Source organism: Pigmentiphaga sp. NML080357 (assembly GCF_002188465.1).
In the GTDB taxonomy this organism is placed as follows: domain Bacteria; phylum Pseudomonadota; class Gammaproteobacteria; order Burkholderiales; family Burkholderiaceae_B; genus Pigmentiphaga.
In genome coordinates, this window is sequence record NZ_NINW01000049.1 from 224,250 (window position 1) to 241,266 (window position 17,017).

13 protein-coding genes are annotated in these 17,017 nt (G+C 68.8%); 8 read left to right on the top strand and 5 right to left on the bottom strand.

Translation table 11 applies throughout. From position 1 onward, the window contains the following. Positions 1 to 21: 21 nt before the first annotated feature. Positions 22 to 984, top strand: coding sequence for a helix-turn-helix domain-containing protein (locus CDO44_RS23525; protein ID WP_087782675.1), 963 nt, complete (start codon positions 22 to 24; stop codon positions 982 to 984). A gap of 6 nt (positions 985 to 990) precedes the next feature. Here the strand turns inward: CDO44_RS23525 and CDO44_RS23530 are convergent, their stop codons facing one another. Further along, positions 991 to 1,899, bottom strand: a complete 909-nt coding sequence (locus CDO44_RS23530; RefSeq protein ID WP_369824706.1) for an AEC family transporter — start codon at positions 1,897 to 1,899, stop codon at positions 991 to 993. A gap of 289 nt (positions 1,900 to 2,188) precedes the next feature. Here CDO44_RS23530 and CDO44_RS23535 point away from each other — a divergent pair, with 289 nt between their 5' ends. The 5 genes from CDO44_RS23535 to CDO44_RS23555 all read left to right on the top strand — a co-directional run bounded on the left by CDO44_RS23535 (position 2,189) and on the right by CDO44_RS23555 (position 10,536). Further along, entirely contained in the window at positions 2,189 to 4,231 is a 2,043-nt protein-coding gene (locus CDO44_RS23535) for a TonB-dependent receptor (protein WP_087782677.1), read from the top strand. Between the two features lie 26 nt (positions 4,232 to 4,257). Then, a complete protein-coding gene (locus CDO44_RS23540; protein WP_087782678.1) occupies positions 4,258 to 4,794 on the top strand; it encodes a MotA/TolQ/ExbB proton channel family protein in 537 nt (178 codons plus the stop codon). Continuing rightward, positions 4,791 to 5,141: a DUF2149 domain-containing protein gene (locus CDO44_RS23545; RefSeq protein ID WP_087782679.1), complete on the top strand. Its 351-nt coding sequence runs from the start codon at positions 4,791 to 4,793 to the stop codon at positions 5,139 to 5,141. The genes CDO44_RS23540 and CDO44_RS23545 overlap by 4 nt, the downstream gene beginning before the upstream one ends. Positions 5,142 to 5,233: 92 nt before the next feature. Next, a complete protein-coding gene (locus CDO44_RS23550) occupies positions 5,234 to 9,025 on the top strand; it encodes a cobaltochelatase subunit CobN (RefSeq protein ID WP_144389579.1) in 3,792 nt (1,263 codons plus the stop codon). Between the two features lie 119 nt (positions 9,026 to 9,144). After that, positions 9,145 to 10,536 carry an APC family permease gene (locus tag CDO44_RS23555; RefSeq protein ID WP_087782681.1) on the top strand — a complete coding sequence of 464 codons (1,392 nt, stop codon included), beginning with the start codon at positions 9,145 to 9,147 and terminating at the stop codon, positions 10,534 to 10,536. 9 nt (positions 10,537 to 10,545) lie between these two features. On the opposite strand, the gene kdgD is transcribed toward CDO44_RS23555, so the two are convergent. The 4 genes from kdgD to CDO44_RS23575 form a co-directional block, all read right to left on the bottom strand. Then, positions 10,546 to 11,457, bottom strand: a complete 912-nt coding sequence (gene kdgD, locus CDO44_RS23560; RefSeq protein WP_087782682.1) for a 5-dehydro-4-deoxyglucarate dehydratase — start codon at positions 11,455 to 11,457, stop codon at positions 10,546 to 10,548. A 100-nt stretch (positions 11,458 to 11,557) separates the two neighbouring features. Then, positions 11,558 to 12,298, bottom strand: coding sequence for a FadR/GntR family transcriptional regulator (locus CDO44_RS23565; protein WP_087782683.1), 741 nt, complete (start codon positions 12,296 to 12,298; stop codon positions 11,558 to 11,560). Between the two features lie 208 nt (positions 12,299 to 12,506). Then, positions 12,507 to 13,292 (bottom strand): phosphatase PAP2 family protein, encoded by a 786-nt coding sequence (locus tag CDO44_RS23570; protein ID WP_198951429.1) that lies wholly within the window; start codon positions 13,290 to 13,292, stop codon positions 12,507 to 12,509. Further along, positions 13,289 to 14,938, bottom strand: a complete 1,650-nt coding sequence (locus CDO44_RS23575) for a phosphoethanolamine transferase (protein ID WP_087782684.1) — start codon at positions 14,936 to 14,938, stop codon at positions 13,289 to 13,291. Before CDO44_RS23575 ends, CDO44_RS23570 begins: the two co-directional genes overlap by 4 nt. Positions 14,939 to 15,072: 134 nt before the next feature. On the opposite strand from CDO44_RS23575, the gene CDO44_RS23580 reads away from it, so the two are divergent. Together CDO44_RS23580 and CDO44_RS23585 are read left to right on the top strand one after the other, a co-directional pair. After that, positions 15,073 to 15,756, top strand: coding sequence for a response regulator transcription factor (locus tag CDO44_RS23580; protein ID WP_087782685.1), 684 nt, complete (start codon positions 15,073 to 15,075; stop codon positions 15,754 to 15,756). Continuing rightward, positions 15,746 to 17,002, top strand: coding sequence for a HAMP domain-containing sensor histidine kinase (locus tag CDO44_RS23585; RefSeq protein WP_087782686.1), 1,257 nt, complete (start codon positions 15,746 to 15,748; stop codon positions 17,000 to 17,002). Before CDO44_RS23580 ends, CDO44_RS23585 begins: the two co-directional genes overlap by 11 nt. The last annotated feature ends 15 nt before the right edge of the window (positions 17,003 to 17,017 follow it).

Below are 17,017 nucleotides of genomic sequence, written 5' to 3' on the forward strand. Positions count from 1 at the left end.
CGGCCCTTCCCAGGCACGACGATGAACACGATCCTGTCTCCTCGCGCGCAGGCTTCCACCGACCAGGTGCCGCCTCCCCAGCGGCTGGAGTTCTGGGAGTCCTACAACGCCTCGCAGCTCATCGGCCTGACCTGTTCCACCTACGACCCGCAGGGCCTGCATGCCCAGGGCCGGGTCTTCGACGCCGGCGACGTCGCCTTCACCGAGATCCGCGGCAACCAGCACGTCATCGAGCGCACCCGCTCGATGCTCAAGACCCATCCCAAGGACTCGATCTTCGCCTGTATCCTGCTCGAGGGCGACGCCTTCCTGTTCCAGTCGGGCCAATGCCACACCGTGCGCGCGGGCGACGTCATCGTTTATTCCAACGCCATTCCCTATCTCTACGGCTTTACCGGCAACATGCGGCAGCTGATCGTCGAGATCGAGGCCACGCGGCTGTTCCGCGGACGCGCGGAGATGCGGCCGCAGGCGCCGATCCAGGTGGACAACCGCCTGCGCACCGGCCGCCTGCTGGCCAACACGCTGCGCACCATGGCCATGGATTTCGTCGAGCAGGCCCGGGCGGACGCCGTGCCCCACGTGGCCGAGCAGGCGCACCACCTGCTGCATGCCGCGCTCAACCCCGACGCGGCGCGCGAGCTGAACGACACCGCCGCCTGGCGGCTGCTGCGGGCCGAAGCCTTCATCGCCGAACACCTGAACGATCCCGCGCTCGACGCAGCCATGGTGGCGCGGGCCATGGGATTGTCCGTGCGGCAGCTGCACCGCCTGTTCGCGCATCGCGACCGCAGCGTCAGCCAGTGGATCTGGGACAAGCGCCTGGAGCGCGCGCACGAGGAACTGGCGTGCGAGCGCATGCGGATGCTGACCATAGGCGACATCGCCGACCGCTGGGGCTTTGCCAGCCAGGCGCACTTTTCGCGGGCCTTCCGGGCGCGCTATGGGATGACGCCGATGCAGCACCGGCGCGGCGGCACTTGACGGGCGCTAACCGGCCACCGGCGAACCCAGCAGCCACAACAGGAACGGCGCCAGCACCAGGAACACCAGCGTCGAGATCAGCACCGCGCCGGCCGCCGTGTCGCCCATGTCGGTATAGCGCCGCGCGTACATGTAGCTGACCACCGCGCAGGGCATGCCCATCTGCAGGGCCATGTTGCCGATCATGTCGGCCGGCAGGCCTGCCAGCCAGGCGGCCAGCGCGCCGGTGCCGAGCCCGAACACCAGCCGCATCGCGCCGATGATGCCGCCCAGCTTCAGCCCGGCGGCGGGGATCAGCGCCAGCGCATGCCCCAGCCCCAGCAGCATCAGCGGGACCGTCATGCTGCCCAGCAACTGGGCCGACTCCATGATCCATTGGGGCGGCGTGTAGCCGAACAGCCGGCATGCGACGGCCAGCAGCGAAGCGATCAGGATCGGGCTTTTCCACGGCGCCGGCATGCCGTCGGCGCTGGGCAGCGTGCGCACGCCCACGGTGTGCTGGATGAAGGAGCACACCGCGAAGAAAGCGATGGAGGTCGACAGGCCGGCGTCGCCGAACGCCAGGTGCGTGATGGGCAGGCCCAGGTTGCCGGCATTCGGGAACGACGTGGTCTGCAGCAGCTTGCGCACCGGCAGCTTGCACAGCCTGAGGGCCACGGCGGACACGACCATGCAAAGACCCAGCGCCAGCACCGTCGCGCCGGCTACCGTGGCCATGATCTCGTTGCTGAGCTGGGTGGTGACCAAAGTGTTGAACACCAGCGCCGGCGTGGTCACCGTGGTGGCGAGCACGGTCACGAATTGCGCCGGGAATGCGTGTCCCAGCTTCCCCCATGTCGTGCCGACCCCGATGACCACCATGAGCGGGGCCAGCAGGCTGAGGATGGAGAAGTAGATGTGGAAGACGCCCATCACGGCTTCCCTTGCGGGCAAGCCGGAAAAGCGGGACGGGGAATGGGCAGCTTGGGAATGATGGCGGCGGAGCCGGCCGGACCGGACGGGGACATGAAAACGGAATCGGGAACCTGGGCGGCGACCGCACCGCCCGAGTGGCAAGGATAGCGCGAAACGCGGTCACGCTGGCAGTCGCAAAGGGGCCGGCTCCGGCTCCCCTGGCCACATTCATTAATGAAACTTGATTGCATAAGAAACAAAGTTGCATTAAGGTGCGCGGTTTGTGGGTGGCATCTTGGGGCGGGGCAGAATGAAAACCGGGGTGGGCGGCGCGGCCGCCTTGATCGCGTCGTCGTTGGCGTGCGCGCAGGGTCCTGGAGAGGCGTCGCCTTCCCAGGCGCTGGAGACGGTGGTCGTAACGGCCACCCGCAGTGAACAATCGGCCAGCGACGTGGCATCGTCGATGGAGGTGATCGATGCCGGCGCGCTCGATGCGAGCGTCGGCACGACCTTCCTGGATCTGGTCAAGAAGAACGCCAGCGTCGACGTCATCCAGTATCCCAATGGCCTGGCGGGGATCGGATTGCGCGGCCTGCGTCCCAATTTCGAGTTCACCATCAACCCGCGCACGCTGGTGCTGGTGGATGGCCGCCCGTCGGGATCGACCAGTTTCACGACGCTCGCGCCGGACAGCATCGAGCGCGTGGAGGTGCTCAAGGGCCCGGCTTCGTCGCTCTACGGCGCGTCGGCCATGGGCGGCGTGGTCAACATCATCACCCGGCACTCGAAGGGACCGCTGAAGGGACGCGCCAGCGTGGGCTACGGTTCGTTCGAGACGTACCGGGGCGAGGTCGCCATCGGCGGCTCGTTGTCCGAGCGCGCCGATTTCGACCTGGCCGCGGGCTATGTGGAGCAGGCCGGAGATTTCCGTACCGGCGCGGGCGACCGCCGGCCCAATAGCGATTCGCGGCGCACTTCCGGGCGGCTGCGCCTGGGGATGGATCTTCATGACATCGTGCGCGTCGATGCGTCCGTGGATGCGGCGGATTTGTCCAACAATGCGCCGGGGCCGCTGAGCTACGACCCGCCCAGCGCCTCGGGCAACGATACCCGCCGTGTCAGCGGGGACCTGCGCCTGCAGATCACGCCCGAGCGCCACCGGATCAGCCTCGTCACCTACGCTTCGCGCGAGGACTACAACTACATCACCGTGCCCGCCGCCGCGCCGCGCTACCGCTCCAGCCGCACGGTGTCCCGCTATAAGGGCCTGCAGGCCCAGGACACCTGGACGCTGGACGAGACGTTCGCGCTGACCTATGGCTTCGATTGGCAGCGGGTCGAGGCCGAGCGCTCGTCGTACTTGTCGTCCGGGGCGCAGACGGCGCCGTACAGCCCCAACGAGCGTCGCGACAGCAAGGGCTTGTTCGCCGAGCTGGCGAGCCATCTGCTGGACGATCGGCTGGTGCTGACGCTGGGCGCGCGCAATGACTGGATCGACGCGAGCACCTTGGCCACGCCCTACAAGACCCGTTTCACGCCGGCCTCGTCGAGCTTCACCAGTTTCAATCCGCGCGGCGGGGTGGTCTACAAGCTGGCGCCGGCATGGCGCGTGCACGCGTCCGCGGGCACGGCATTCGCGCCGCCGCAAGGCAGCGAGCTCGCCGGCGAGAACGAGGAATTCGCCGGCAGCCAGCGGCGGCTGAGCGTGGGCAATCCCGGCCTGAAACCGGAACGCAGCACCAGCTATGACGTCGGCGTAGGCTACGCCACGCGCGACGTCGATGCCGACCTGACATATTTCGACGCGCGCATCCGCGACCGCATCCGCTCGGTCATCGTCAGCGAGACGCCGGCCGAGCGGATCAGCAGCTACGAGAATGCCGATACCTCCCGCATGCGCGGCCTGGAGGGGCGGCTGGCCTTCGACGCCGGGGTCCTGTTCGGCTTGCCGGCCGGCCGCCTGGGCGTGGCGAGCAGCGTCACCCGGCTGCTGCAGGCCGAGGACTTCGATGCCGGCGGCGCCGTCCCGATACGCAACGTCGCCAAGTGGAAGGCCAATGTCTCGCTGACGGTGAGCAACGGCAGCGACCTGTCGGCCACCATGACCGTGCGCCACAACGGCACCCGCTACGACACGGACAACAGCCAGGGCCGTCGCTACACCGGCGGCCGCGGCGGCGTGTTCGCCAATGCGTCGTTCACCGTGGTCGACCTGAGCGCCAGCTGGAAGATGACGCCGCGCGACACCTTGCGCGTGGACATCGCCAACCTGTTCGACCGCGACTACTACGAAAAGGCCGACTACATCATGCCGGGCCGCGCCTTCTACCTGCGCTACACGCGCGCGCTGTGACCGGCCCCGGCAAAAGAGCGACTCTCATGGAACTGAAACTGCTTCTCGAACAGATCTCGAACCTGCTGTTCTATCCGGCGCTCGTGCTGCTGGTGGTCTTGCTGGCGTGGATACTGGTCGCGCTCGGCATGTTCGTGCGCGGAGGATGGCAACGGCTGCGGGGCCGGCGCCCGGCGCAGGCGCGCTACCTGGCCATGATCGACGCGGCGGCGCGGGAAGAGGGCGCTGCGCTGGACCTGCGGCTCGAAGCGATCCTGATGCAGGCGGAGAACGCGGCCCAGCGCAGCCTCGATACGGTGCGCTTCGCCGTCCGGGCCGGACCGTCGCTGGGGTTGATGGGCACGCTGATACCCATGGCGGCCGCGCTCAACGGATTGGCCAGGGGCGACCTGCCGGACCTGGCCGGCAACATGGTGGTGGCGTTCTCCAGCACGGTGGTGGGAATTGCGGTGGGCGTAGTGGCCTATGTGATCGCCATGGTGCGCGAAGGCTGGAGCCATGAAGACCTGGATGCGATCCGCCTGCGCGCCGAGCAGGCGCTGCGGGACGGGAGCGATCGATGAGGCGCGGCCTGCGCTTTGCCCGCGCGCGTCGGGCCCGTGCGCGGGCCGACGATCCGCTGGCCGGCGTGGCCAACCTGTTCGATGCCAGCCTGGCCTTCATCGTCGCCATGGCCGTGGCGCTGTTCTCGGTGCTGGGGGCGCAGGACCTGTTCAGCGAGGACGCCTCATGGACGCTGACGCGCACCACGCGCGACGGGCAGCTGGAAGTCGTGCGCAAGGACAAGAAGCAGATCAAGGTCGAGCGCGTCAGCGACCGCGAGTTGTCCGGAGAGGGGCAGCGCCTGGGCGTGGCGTATCAACTGCCCGATGGACAGGTGGTCTACGTGCCGGAGGGAGGCACGCCGTGATCGCGTTCCGCGCTTGGATCGCCTTGCGCCGGCTCGCTCTGTTGCCGCGTGTCCTTGGGCCGTCACGAATCCGGCGAGGGTTGATCGCCATCATGTGCGCCATGTTGGCCGGGACCGCCGGGGCGGCTATCGGCGCGGCGCCTTCGCTGCCCAGGATCGCCGTGATCTCCATCGAACTGGCGCAGCAGCCGGCGGCCATGCGCGAAGCCGTGGCTCGCCAGCGCGACCGGCTCCGCATCGACCTCTTCGGCCTGGGCGGCGGCTACCTGCCCGGACTGGACGGCGTGGACCTGGACGGCTACGACCTCGTCCTGGTCGAGGGAGTCGGGCCGCGGCTGGCGCAATACCGGCGGCGCCTGGCGCAAGCCGCGCGGCATACGCGGGTGCTGGTGCTCAACGGCACCGAGTGGGTGGACGGCAACGTGCCCATCGCCGCCGTGCCCGACGCCCCCCGCTACTGGGCCAACGCCACGGCGGAAAACTACGCGCGCCTGTTCGACTATCTGGCCGCCCGGCTGCTGGGCCGGTCCGTGACGCCGCAACCGCCGGTCATCTATCCGGACCAGGCGTTCTACCATCCCCGGCACGCCGGCGTCTTCGACACCCTCGACGGCTATCTTGCCTGGGCGGCGCAGCGCCACCGCGACGCGCCCTCGCGGCCCCGGGTCGGGCTGGTGTTCTACCGCAGCCTCGCCTTGGGCGGCAACACGGCGGTCGTCGATGCGCTCATCGAAGAGGTGGAGCGGCAGGGAGGCCTGCCCGTGCCCATGTGGCGCAGCAACAGCCAGGTGTCGCTGCGGCATCTCGAGGATGCCCGCGGCCGGCCCGCCATCGATGTCCTCGTCCTGTGCGCCAGCCAGATCGACTATGCCGATCATGCGGCGGGCGTGGCCCAGGCGCGCCGGCTGGGCGTGGCCGTGCTCAATTGCACGACGGACTACGCCCGCACACCCGGGCAGTGGCGCGCGGATCCGGGCGGGTTCGCGCCCGATCGCAGCGGGCAGCTGGCAATGAGCGAGGCCAGCGGCATCGTCGAACCCATGATGGTCGGGGCGCGCGAACCCGACGCGCAAGGCATGCCGGCGCACGTGCCGCTGGCCGGACAAGTGGCGTGGCGGGTATCGCGCGCGCTCGCCTGGGCGCGCCTGCACCGGCTGCCGAACGCGGACAAGCGCCTCGTGATCGCCTACCACAGCGAAAGCGGCGATCCGGGCGACGTCGGCAGCGATCCGGACACCTACCTGGACGCCCAGGCCAGCCTGTCGGCCCTGCTGGCGCGGCTGCGCGCCGAGGGCTACGACCTCGGGCCGGGCGAGCTGCCCGGCGCGCACGAACTCGCGCGCCGCATGGCCGAGGACGCTTCCAACGCGAGCGGACCGGGCGCGGCCGCCGAACTGGCTCGGCGCGCGAGGCAGGGCGGACTCGTGCTGATTCCCGAATCGCGCTACCTGGCGTGGTACCGCACGCTGCCCGCGGATCTGCGGGCGCAGACCGAAGCCCGCTGGGGGCCGCCGCCCGGCCGCATCATGGTGCACACGGACGCCCAGGGCCGGCGCCAGCTCGCCATCCCGGTGCTGCGCTTCGGCAAGGTCGTCCTGGCGCCGCATCCGGTATGGGGCTATCTGCAGGACGACGGGGCCCTCGCCTCCAAGGAGGCGCTGCCGCCCCATCACCAGTACATCGCGTTCTACCTGTGGATGGCGCGCGATCTCCACGCGGATGCCTACCTGCCGTTCTTCACCCAGCTTTCGCTGATGCCGGGCAAGCAGCAGGGGCCGGCCCGCGACGACTGGGTCGGCACGCTGATCGGCGACCTTCCCCACATCCAGCCCACGCCGCTGCAGGCCAACGGCGGCGTGGGCAACAAGCGCCGGGCGATGGCGGTGACCACCGGCTTCATGCCGCCGCTGGTCCAGGGCGGCCTGCCGCCCGGCCTCCAAGCGCTGCGCGACGCGCTCGATGACGCGGCGGATGCGCAGGCCGGGCACGCGCAAGCCAGGCGGCTCGCGCAGCCGCTGGCCCGCGACCTCGGGCTGGACCCGGCGCGGGCGCAATGGCCCGAACTGGAGCGCGCGCTGCGCCGCTACCTGGACGAAGTGGCGCGCGCCGTGATGCCGGCCGGCGGCCACGTGCTGGGCCAGGTCCCGGATGCCGAGACCAAGGCGCGCATGGTCCATGCCATGATCGCCGGCGACACGGAACATCCGCCGGCGCTCGACGTGGTCCGCGCGGCGTTGGGCGGACAGCCGGCCGGCCCGGCGCTTGCCGACGGGATGCGGGCGCGCATCGATGACTATGCCCGGCGCATCGACCAGGCGCCACGCGAGATGGATGCCGTCGTCGACGCCTTGCGGGGCCGGTACATCGAGCCGGGCCCGATGGCCGACGCTGTGCGCAATCCCGACGCGCTGCCACCGGGCCGCAATCCCTATACGCTGGCCACGCGCCGCCTCCCTACGCGGGATGCATGGGAGACGGGCGTTCGCCTGGCCGACGATCTCGTGGCCACGTATCGACGCGAGCATGGCCAGCCGCCGCGCAAGGTGGCGTTCGTGCTGTGGTCCGGCGAGTCGGCGCAGAACCAGGGCGCGATCGAGGCGCAGATCCTGCGGCTGCTGGGGGTGCGCCCGGTCTGGAATCCGCGTGGCGAGGTGGTGGACGTGGAGCTGGAGAGCCGCGCTGCGCTGGGCCGGCCGCGCGTGGACGTGCTGGTGACGACCTCGGGAACCTACCGCGACCATTTCCGCGACAAGATCGAGCTGATCGCCAAGGCGGTCGCGCTGGCGGCGCGGGCGGACGAACCGGACAACGCCGTGCGGGCCGCGAGCACCGGCACGATCGCGCTGCTCAGGAGCCAGGGCCTGCCTGAAGAAGAGGCACGCCGCCGGGCGCTGCGCCGGGTCTATTCGACCGCGCCCGGCGCGTATTCCCCATCGACCCAGTTCGCCATCAAGGCGGGCGCCGAATGGACCGACGCTCGCCTTGCCGGGCTCTACGCCGACCGGATGTCGCACGCCTACGGCGGCGGCGCCGAGGGCGAGGCCGACGGCGCGGGCTTCGGCGCGCAGCTCGATGGCGTCGATGCCGCGGTGTTCAGCCGCAGTTCCAACGTCTATGGCCTGCTCGACACGCCCATGGCCGCCGCCTACCTGGGCGGCATCGGCATGGCCGTGCGGGAACGCACCGGGCGCGCCGTCGCCAACTATGTCGCGGACCTGAAAGATCCGCGTCCCGGGCAGGCACGCATCGATGACCTGGCCCGCAGCTATGGCGCGGAACTGCAAAGCCGCTACTTCAACCCCGCGTGGATTCGCGCCATGCAGGCCAGCGGCTACAACGGCGCCCGCTACATGGCGCAGCTCCCCGAGCACCTGCTGCTGTGGGACGTGACCACGCCGGAACTGGTGGCCGACGCCGACTGGCAGGCGGTCAAGGAAATCTATGTGGACGACAAGTACCGGCTGGGCCTGCAGGACTACTTCGCGCAGCACAACCCGTATGCCCGCCAGCAACTGATCGGCGCGCTGCTTGACGCCATCGAGCGCGGCAAGTGGGAGGCCGGCGATCAGGTTCGCGCGCAACTGGAACAACTGCTGGCGCAGGAGACCGCGGCGCACGGCGCCCACTGCGCGCAGGCGGCCTGCCATGCGCGCCAGGAGCGGCTCGCGCTCGGCGCCGCGCCTTCGCTGGCAGGAGCCGCGGCTCCCCCGCCCATGGACGGGACGCATGCGACCGGCCGGCAGCCGGTACGCGGCTTCGCGCTGGAGGAAAAGCGCCCCGCGCCAGCTTCGCCGGATGCGCCGCGTCCGCTGACCGCCTGGCTGGCCGCCGGGTTTGCCCTGCTGCTCGTGGCGGCCGGCGCCGCGCGCAGGCCGCGCTGGTAGGCGAGGATTCCGTTCCCCCGGTTCGCCGCGAGAGAGACATTCGGTTGCATCGCCGCCGCACCCGCCCCGGCGCCGCCATTTAGAATCGGACTACCAGCATAAACGGGAAGAGGCCGGCGATGACCGAAAAGCAAGGCTCGGGCGATACCCCCCTGAAACGGGTGATGGGACCGAAGTTGTTGCTGCTATTCATAGTTGGAGACATCCTGGGCACCGGTGTCTATGCGTTGACCGGGCAGGTGGCGGGCGAGGTGGGCGGCGCCGCCTGGGCACCTTTCCTGGCCGCCTTCGTCATCGCATTGCTGACTGCCTTCTCCTATCTGGAACTGGTCACGAAATACCCCCGCGCCGCGGGCGCCGCGCTCTACGTGCACAAGGCCTTCGGCCTGCATTTCCTCACCTTCATCGTCTGCTTCACGGTCATGTGCTCGGGCCTGACCTCGGCCTCCACCGCGTCGCAGGCCTTTGCCGCCAACCTGTTCGCGGCGCTGCGCATCGAGGCCAATCCCATGGTGGTCACGCTAGGCGCGGTGGGCTTCATGCTGCTGATCATGCTGATCAACCTGCGCGGCGTGTCCGAGAGCGTGAAAACCAACGTCGTGCTGACCCTGGTCGAGCTGAGCGGGCTGCTGCTGGTGATACTGCTGGGCTTCTATGCCATTGCCGGCGGCCAGGCCGACTTCTCGCGCGTGGTGGCCTTCGAAACGCCGGAGGACAAGAGCGTGTTCCTGGCCATTACCTCGGCCACCGCGCTGGCCTTCTATGCCATGGTGGGATTCGAGGACTCGGTCAACATGGCCGAGGAAACCCACGACCCGCACCGCATCTTCCCCAAGGTGTTGCTGACCGGACTGGGACTCACCGCCACCATCTACGTGCTGGTGTCCATCTGCGCCGTGGCGCTGATACCCGTGGGCGAGCTGGCCGCCAGTTCCACGCCGCTGGTGCTGGTGGTCAAGCGCGCCGCGCCGGGGTTGCCCATGGAAGTCATCATGCCGGTCATCTCCATGTTCGCCGTGGCCAACTCGGCGCTGATCAACATGATGATGGCCAGCCGCCTGTTGTACGGCATGTCGCGCCAGGGCGTGCTGCCGGGCTTCCTGGCGCACGTGCACGCCCGCACCCAGACCCCCTGGTCGGCCATCGTCTTCACCACCGTACTGGCGATAGGGCTGATCGCGCTCGTGTCCGCCGCCAGCGACTCCCAGGCCATCCGCGCGCTGGGCGGCACTACCGCCTTGCTGCTCCTGGGCGTGTTCGCGTTCGTCAACGTCGCCGTGCTGGTACTGCGGCGCGATCACGTCGAACATGCGCACTTCCGCACCTGGGGGCCGCTTGCCGCCCTTGGCGCCATCGTCTGCCTGTTCATGGTCACGCCGTTCACCGGCCGCGATCCCATCCAGTACGAAGTGGCCGGCTGGCTGCTGGCGCTGGGCGTCGTGATGTGGGGCGTGAACTTCCTGGTGCAACGCAAGGCGCCCGCGCACCTGGATCCGGAACGCCTCAGGTGAGGAACGGCGCTACTCGCCGCCCACCTTCTTGATCAGCGCGTCGAGCTGCGCCGTCTCCGACTCGTCCAAGTCGGTCAGCGGCGCCCGCACGGGGCCCGCGTCGTGACCCACCAGGCGGGCGCCTGCCTTGACGATGCTCACCGCATAGCCGGCGCAGCGGTTGCGTATCTCCAGATAGGGCAGGAAGAAGGTATCCAGCAAATCACCCACGGTCTCGGCGTCATCGCTTGCCACGGCCTTGTAGAACTTCATGGCCGTCCTGGGAATGAAGTTGAAAACTGCCGAGGAGTACACCGGCACCCCCAGCGCCTTGTAGGCGGCGGCATAGACCTCGGCCGTGGGTAGCCCGCCCAGGTAAGCCAGGCGCGAGCCCAGCGCGCGGCGGATCTTCACCATCGCTTCTACGTCGCCCACGCCATCCTTGAAACCGACCAGGTTGGGGCAGCGCTCGGCCAGGCGGGCCAGCGCGGCGGGGCCGAGCCGTGAATTGGCGCGGTTGTAGAAGATCACGCCTATGTCCAGCGCCTTGCAGACCTGTTCGACGTGGGCCTCGATGCCCGACTCGCCGGCTTCGGTCAGGTAGTGCGGCATCAGCAGTATGCCTTTGGCGCCCAGGCGCTGCGCCTCTTGCGCGAAGGCGATGGCGGTGCGCGTGGGGCCGCCGGCGCCGGCCAGGATGGGGACCCGCTTGTCACAGACATCGACCGCGGTCTTGACCACCGCCGAGTAATCGGCCGGCGTCAGCGAAAAGAACTCGCCCGTGCCCCCAGCGGCGAACAGCGCGCTCGCGCCGAAGGGCGCGAGCCACTCCAGGCGGGCGGCATAGCCTTTGGCGTCGAAGTCGCCCTGGCGGTCGAAATCGGTGACGGGGAAGGACAGCAAACCTTGGGAGATCGTCGTTTTCAGCGCTTGGGGCGTCATGGCGGGTCCTGTCAGGGTGTGCAGATAAGTTGTACGTCATCATACAACTCATTTCGTTGGATGCTGTTTCGGGGTAAACCCTGAAGGCGCGCGGTCGGCCTCAGGAAACAGGCGGGTCGCTCATATCCTTGCTGGCCAAGTAGGCCTGGCGCAGCCGTTCGCGGCTCTTGGTCAGGTGCCTGTGCATTGCCTCGTGGGCGCCATCCGCATCTCGTCGCGCGATTGCATCGCAGATTTCCTCGTGCTCCCGGTGGACGCGCGCCAGATAGGCTTTCTGGTCGCCGTGCGCCAGCTCGGCGGTGTTGACGCGGGTACGAGGAATAATGGTGGCGCCCATCTGGGCGAGGATGTCGTAGAAGTAGCGATTGCCGGCGGCGGCGGCGATCTGCTTGTGGAATTCGACGTCGGTGGCGACGGTGTCGCCGCCCAGCTTGACCTGCGTTTCGAAGGTCGCCAACGTGCGCCACAGGTCCGCCACGTTCTGCTCGGTGCGCCGCAGGGCGGCCAGGCGGGCTGCCTCGGCTTCGATGGTGATGCGCAGCTCGAGCACCGCCATCACGTCCAGCATGGTGACGGCGTCCTTGGCATCGACGTGCAGGGGCGAGAGCGGAGGCTGCTCCAGCAGGAACGTCCCGATGCCGTGGCGCGTCTCCACCATGCGCGCCGCCTGCAAGCGGGAAATCGCCTCGCGCACGACGGTGCGGCTCACGCCGTAGGCCTGCATGATCTCGGCCTCGGTCGGCAGCTTGTCCCCGGGCTTCCACTCCTTGCGGCGGATTTTCTCGGACATGAGCTGCACGAGTTCTTCGGACAGGCTCCGTGCGCGGCCTATGGAACGCATACGCTGAGGATTTTCCCTTGCACGATTCGCCGCCCCGGCGGGCGGCTGACACGCGTGCATGGTACTACGTCCCCGCGCGTTGTCCCGCATCGTCACGCAGCGGAGCCGGTATCGCGAGGGAGACGGCGCCATGGACTGGCTGCGCGAATGCGTGGCGGATGTGCGGCGCGCCATGTCGGCCGCCGCGTGGGCGGCGCCAAGGGCAAAGTCAGGATCGACAGTCCGCCGATCCGGATCGAGCGACGGGTTGTCGGACGGGGGTGACGAGCCGTCCCGGCTCATACAACATCCACCGGTAGGCCGCCGCGCAGATCGTCCAGTCGAGCAGCAGCGTCCAGACGTTGTGCGAAAGGAAGTGGGCGCCCTGCGCCATGCGCACTGCCGATAGCACCGTGCCGAGCAGCAGGGCTCCCCCCAGCATCCATCTCGCGCGGTGGGGATGGCCATCCCGCAGGGCGAAGTACAGAGCCAAGAGCGAGAAACCTGTCGAGGCATGGCCGCCTGGCCAGCACCGTCCCGGATTATTGGTTGCCGGGCGATGCCCCACGAGCGGCGAATAGGATTCCTGCCCGCCGAAGTCCGCGAGGCTCCATGGACACTGGACCGCCGTTGCCGCCTTCAAGGGGGCGACAATGCCGGTCGACAGCCCGACCGCGACCAGCACATAGGCCAGGCGCCGGCGCCAGGCCGCCAGGTCGCGCCGCACCAGGCTCGCGATGAATCCTGCGAGGACCGCGAGCATGAATGCGGTCATGGCATCGCGAACACCCCGATGAAGGACCGCTTCCAGGAATACGCTCTGCCTGCCCACGAAACCCTGTCCAGGCAGGTACAGGGCGCGCGCGAGCGCAAAGTCGGCGCTTGTAGGGTCAATGAACAGCAGGGCGGTCATCGCGCCCGCCGGGAGGCCCAGCCACAGCGCGAAGTTGAAGGGACGCGATGCCGGCGGACTGTCGCCGCGCCGGGCCATGCGCGTGAAGCGGTCTTCAATCATGCGTCGCCGGGGCCGATGCCGCCGCCGCGGCGACAGGCGGCGAACATGTCGAGCTTCGGATCGCGCACCGCCGTCTCGATCTGCAGCAGGCCGAGTATGGAGTGGAAGTAGTTGTCGTGGCTATACGCCGCTTGCCGGGATCGTTTCAGGCATTGCAGGTCCAGGCCGAAGTCCTGCGCGTACGAAGGAGAGAACCACGCCAGCATCGCCACGTGCGTCTGCTGGGGCGGCGCCAGCATGTAGGGCGTTCCGTGCAGGTACAGCCGGTATTCCCCCAGCGACTCGCCATGGTCCGAGACATACACCATGGCAACGTCGAGCTTGTCCTGGTTCGCGCGCAGCCGGTCGATCAGCGTGCCCAGCACGCGGTCGGTATAGGCGATGGTGTTGTCGTAGGCGTTGACGATGCTCTCCCGGCTGCAGGCGTTCAGGGCGTCGCTTGCGCAGACGGGGCCGAAGCGGGCAAGCGCCTTGGGATAGCGCTTGTAGTAGTCGGGCCCGTGGCTGCCCATCTGGTGCAGCACCAGCACGGCATCGTCTTGCAAATGGTCGATGTAGTCCTGCAGGCCGTCCAGCAGTATCTCGTCGTGGCACTCGCCTTCGCCGCAGTAGGCCGGCACGCGCGCATCGCGCACGCTCTCGAAGGCGACGCGATCGCACGTGCCCTTGCAGCCGGATTGGTTGTCGCGCCAGGTCACGCGCAGGCCGGCGCGCTGGATCACGTCCAGCAGTCCTTCCTGCTGTCTGGCGCGATTGGCGTCGTAGCCGGCCCGGGTCATGTTCGAGAACATGCAGGGCAAGGACACGGCGGTCTCGGTCCCGCACGACGTCACGTTGCCATAGGCGATCAGGCCGTCCTCCGCGGCCAGCCGCGGTGTCGTATCGCGTCCGTAGCCCAGGACGCCGAAGTTCTCCGCCCGTGCGCTTTCGCCCACGACCAGCACGGTCAGGGACTTGCGCCGGTGGCCGGCCCACGCCGCGGCGCGCCGGGCGTCCGCGCCCAGTACGGCGATGGGCCGGGCTGGCGCGGCCAGGCGGTCCTTGGCGAAGCTCACCATGGCGGCCAGGTAGTTGCTGGGCACGACCATCATCCGCAATTCGTGGTGATTGCGCAGTAGCGAGGACAGTCCCTGGTAATCGCCCAGCGCGACCAGGACCAGCACGCCCAGCGACGCCAGGATGGCCGCAGCCTTGCCCAGCAGCTCGCGGCGCAGCGGCCGATGGGCCAGCGGCACTTTCAGGATCAGCCACGAGGGCAATACCCCCAGCAGCAGCACCGTCAGGAACAGCTGCGGCGACAGCAGGTCGCGCACCTCCCGCACGTCGGTTTCGGCCACGTTGAGCAGCATGCCCTTGTCGATCAGGACGCCATACTGGAGCATGAAATAGGCCACGACCGAACTGGCCATGCAGAGCACCACCAGGGTAGGCTTGAGCACCCATCGGAACGAGGCCAGCACCAGGACCAGCGTGAAAATGGCCAGCACCATGACGGCGAACGCGGCCTGCGTGGCCAGGCCGCCGTGGCTGCCGGCGGTGGCGATCTCGCCCAGCCGGCGCCAGAGCGGAATGTTGTAGAAGGCAAGGAAATGGAGGCCGGCCAGGAAGGCGAGCGCTTCCGGCGCGAGACGGCGGGGTCGGATCATGACAGTCGGAGCTTGAACGCAGGAGACAGCCGTGCTGAGATAACGGCTTCGACGGCAGGCTAGCCGCGCCCCCGTCAAATTTTCGTGAAAAATTCCTCGTAGAATCGTTCGCCCCCCCGCGCCGTCCGCCGCCCATGCGCATCCTGGTCATCGAAGACAACCGCGACATCCTGGCCAACGTGCTGGACTACCTGCAGCTGCAGGGCTACGTCGTCGACTGCGCCCAGGACGGGCTCGGGGGCCTGCATCTGGCGGTGACGCAGGACTACGACCTCATCGTGCTCGACGTGATGCTGCCCGGCATCGACGGCTACCAGGTATGCGAGCGGCTGCGCAACGACGCCGGCCGCGACACGCCCATCATCATGCTGACCGCGCGCGACGCGCTCGACGACCGCCTTCAGGGGCTGACCGCTGGCGCCGACGACTACCTCGTCAAGCCTTTCGCCCTGTCGGAACTGCTGGCGCGCATCCAGGCGGTGCTGCGGCGTACGCAGGGCAGCCGCAAGCGGGTCCTGCAGGTGGCGGACCTGAGCCTCGATCTCGACACCCTGCAGGCGACCCGGGCCGGCGTCCCGCTCAAGCTCAATCCGGTGGGGCTCAAGCTGCTGGAAATCCTCTTGCGCAGGAGTCCCGCCGTCGTGCGGCGCGATACCCTGGAGGAGGCGCTGTGGGGAGAAGAGCGGCCCGACAGCGACGCGCTGCGCAGCCACATCCACCAGTTGCGGCAAGTGCTGGACAAGCCCTTCGACCGGCCGCTGCTGCATACCCTGCACGGCATCGGCTACCGCCTGGCCGAGCGCGCCGATGGCCGCTAGGCAGCCGTTCCAGCGCCGCATCGTCATCGCGTTCACGCTGATGACGCTCGTCGTCAGCGGCCTGTTCTCGCTGGGCATCGTCGGCATCGTCCACCTGGTCGAGGAGGACCTGATCTCCAACGAGATGCAAAGCGAGCTGAACGGCATCCTCGGCCAGCTGCCGCGCATGCCCGATGTCGATCACGATGTCAGCTTCTACGCTTCCGTGCCGCCGGCGCAGCCCATCCCCCCGCAGTTCGACTTGAAGGCAGGCTTTTCCGAAGTCGTCACCGGCGACGAGGCCTATTACGTCTACGCCCATCACGACGCGGGCGGACAGCGCTATGTGCTGGTGCAAGCCCAGCACGAGTTCGAGGCGCGCGAGCAGGCCCTGTTCCGCATCGTGCTTGCCGGCTTCGTGCTGAGCGTACTGGGCGCGTGGCTGCTCGGGTGGATCGTGGCCCGCCGCGTCATGGCGCCCGTGGCGCAGTTGGCCGCCCAGGTGGCGCACGGCGACTTGCTGCATCCCGGCGCCCCGCCGCTGGCTCCCGGCTATGCGAACGACGAGATCGGCCGCCTGGCGGCAGCCTTCGACGAGAGCTTCGGACAACTGCGGCGGCTGCTCGAGCGCGAGCGCCTGTTCACCAGCGACGTCAGCCACGAACTGCGTACGCCGCTGATGGTCATCGCCACTTCGTGCGAACTGCTCGAAACCCGGCCGCTGGACGAACGCGAACGCCAGCAGGTCGCCCGCATCCACCGCGCCGCCGAGGAAATGCACGACCTGGTGCAGACCTTCCTGGTGCTGGCGCGGCCGCAGTCGCAAGCCACGGTCCAGGGCGCGCAGCGCCGCCTGGCCGAGGTGGCCCGCGAGCAGGAGGCCCATTGGGCCCCGCTGATGGCTGAGCGCGGGCTGGCGTTTGCCGTGCGTACCGAATCTGGCGACGACGGCCTGTACAACGGCACGCTGCTGGCAACGGTCATGTCCAACCTGCTGCGCAATGCGCTGCACTACACCGGCGGCGGCCAGGTCAGCCTGGTGCTGCGGCGCGGAGGGTTCGACGTCGAGGACAGCGGAGCGGGCATTCCCGATGCCCAGAAGGCGCGCATCTTCGATCCCTTCGTGCGGGGCGAGCCCGGCCGCGGCGAAGGCATGGGGCTCGGGCTGTCGCTGGTCAAGCGCATCTGTGCGCGGCAGGGCTGGGAGGTTTCGCTCGAAGACGTCGCGCCGCACGGCAGCAGGTTCCGGGTGCGATTGGATACGTAGGAGGGCTGCAGATCC

Bases quoted from the DNA above. Each gene is read 5' to 3' on its own strand.
- CDO44_RS23545 (WP_087782679.1), top strand. From the start codon at position 4,791: ATGAGGCGCGGCCTGCGCTTTGCCCGCGCGCGTCGGGCCCGTGCGCGG.
- CDO44_RS23585 (WP_087782686.1), top strand. From the start codon at position 15,746: ATGGCCGCTAGGCAGCCGTTCCAGCGCCGCATCGTCATCGCGTTCACG.
- CDO44_RS23535 (WP_087782677.1), top strand. From the start codon at position 2,189: ATGAAAACCGGGGTGGGCGGCGCGGCCGCCTTGATCGCGTCGTCGTTG.
- CDO44_RS23540 (WP_087782678.1), top strand. From the start codon at position 4,258: ATGGAACTGAAACTGCTTCTCGAACAGATCTCGAACCTGCTGTTCTAT.
- CDO44_RS23565 (WP_087782683.1), bottom strand. From the start codon at position 12,298: ATGCGTTCCATAGGCCGCGCACGGAGCCTGTCCGAAGAACTCGTGCAG.
- CDO44_RS23580 (WP_087782685.1), top strand. From the start codon at position 15,073: ATGCGCATCCTGGTCATCGAAGACAACCGCGACATCCTGGCCAACGTG.
- CDO44_RS23525 (WP_087782675.1), top strand. From the start codon at position 22: ATGAACACGATCCTGTCTCCTCGCGCGCAGGCTTCCACCGACCAGGTG.
- CDO44_RS23555 (WP_087782681.1), top strand. From the start codon at position 9,145: ATGACCGAAAAGCAAGGCTCGGGCGATACCCCCCTGAAACGGGTGATG.
- CDO44_RS23575 (WP_087782684.1), bottom strand. From the start codon at position 14,938: ATGATCCGACCCCGCCGTCTCGCGCCGGAAGCGCTCGCCTTCCTGGCC.
- kdgD (WP_087782682.1), bottom strand. From the start codon at position 11,457: ATGACGCCCCAAGCGCTGAAAACGACGATCTCCCAAGGTTTGCTGTCC.
- CDO44_RS23550 (WP_144389579.1), top strand. From the start codon at position 5,234: ATGTGCGCCATGTTGGCCGGGACCGCCGGGGCGGCTATCGGCGCGGCG.
- CDO44_RS23570 (WP_198951429.1), bottom strand. From the start codon at position 13,292: ATGATTGAAGACCGCTTCACGCGCATGGCCCGGCGCGGCGACAGTCCG.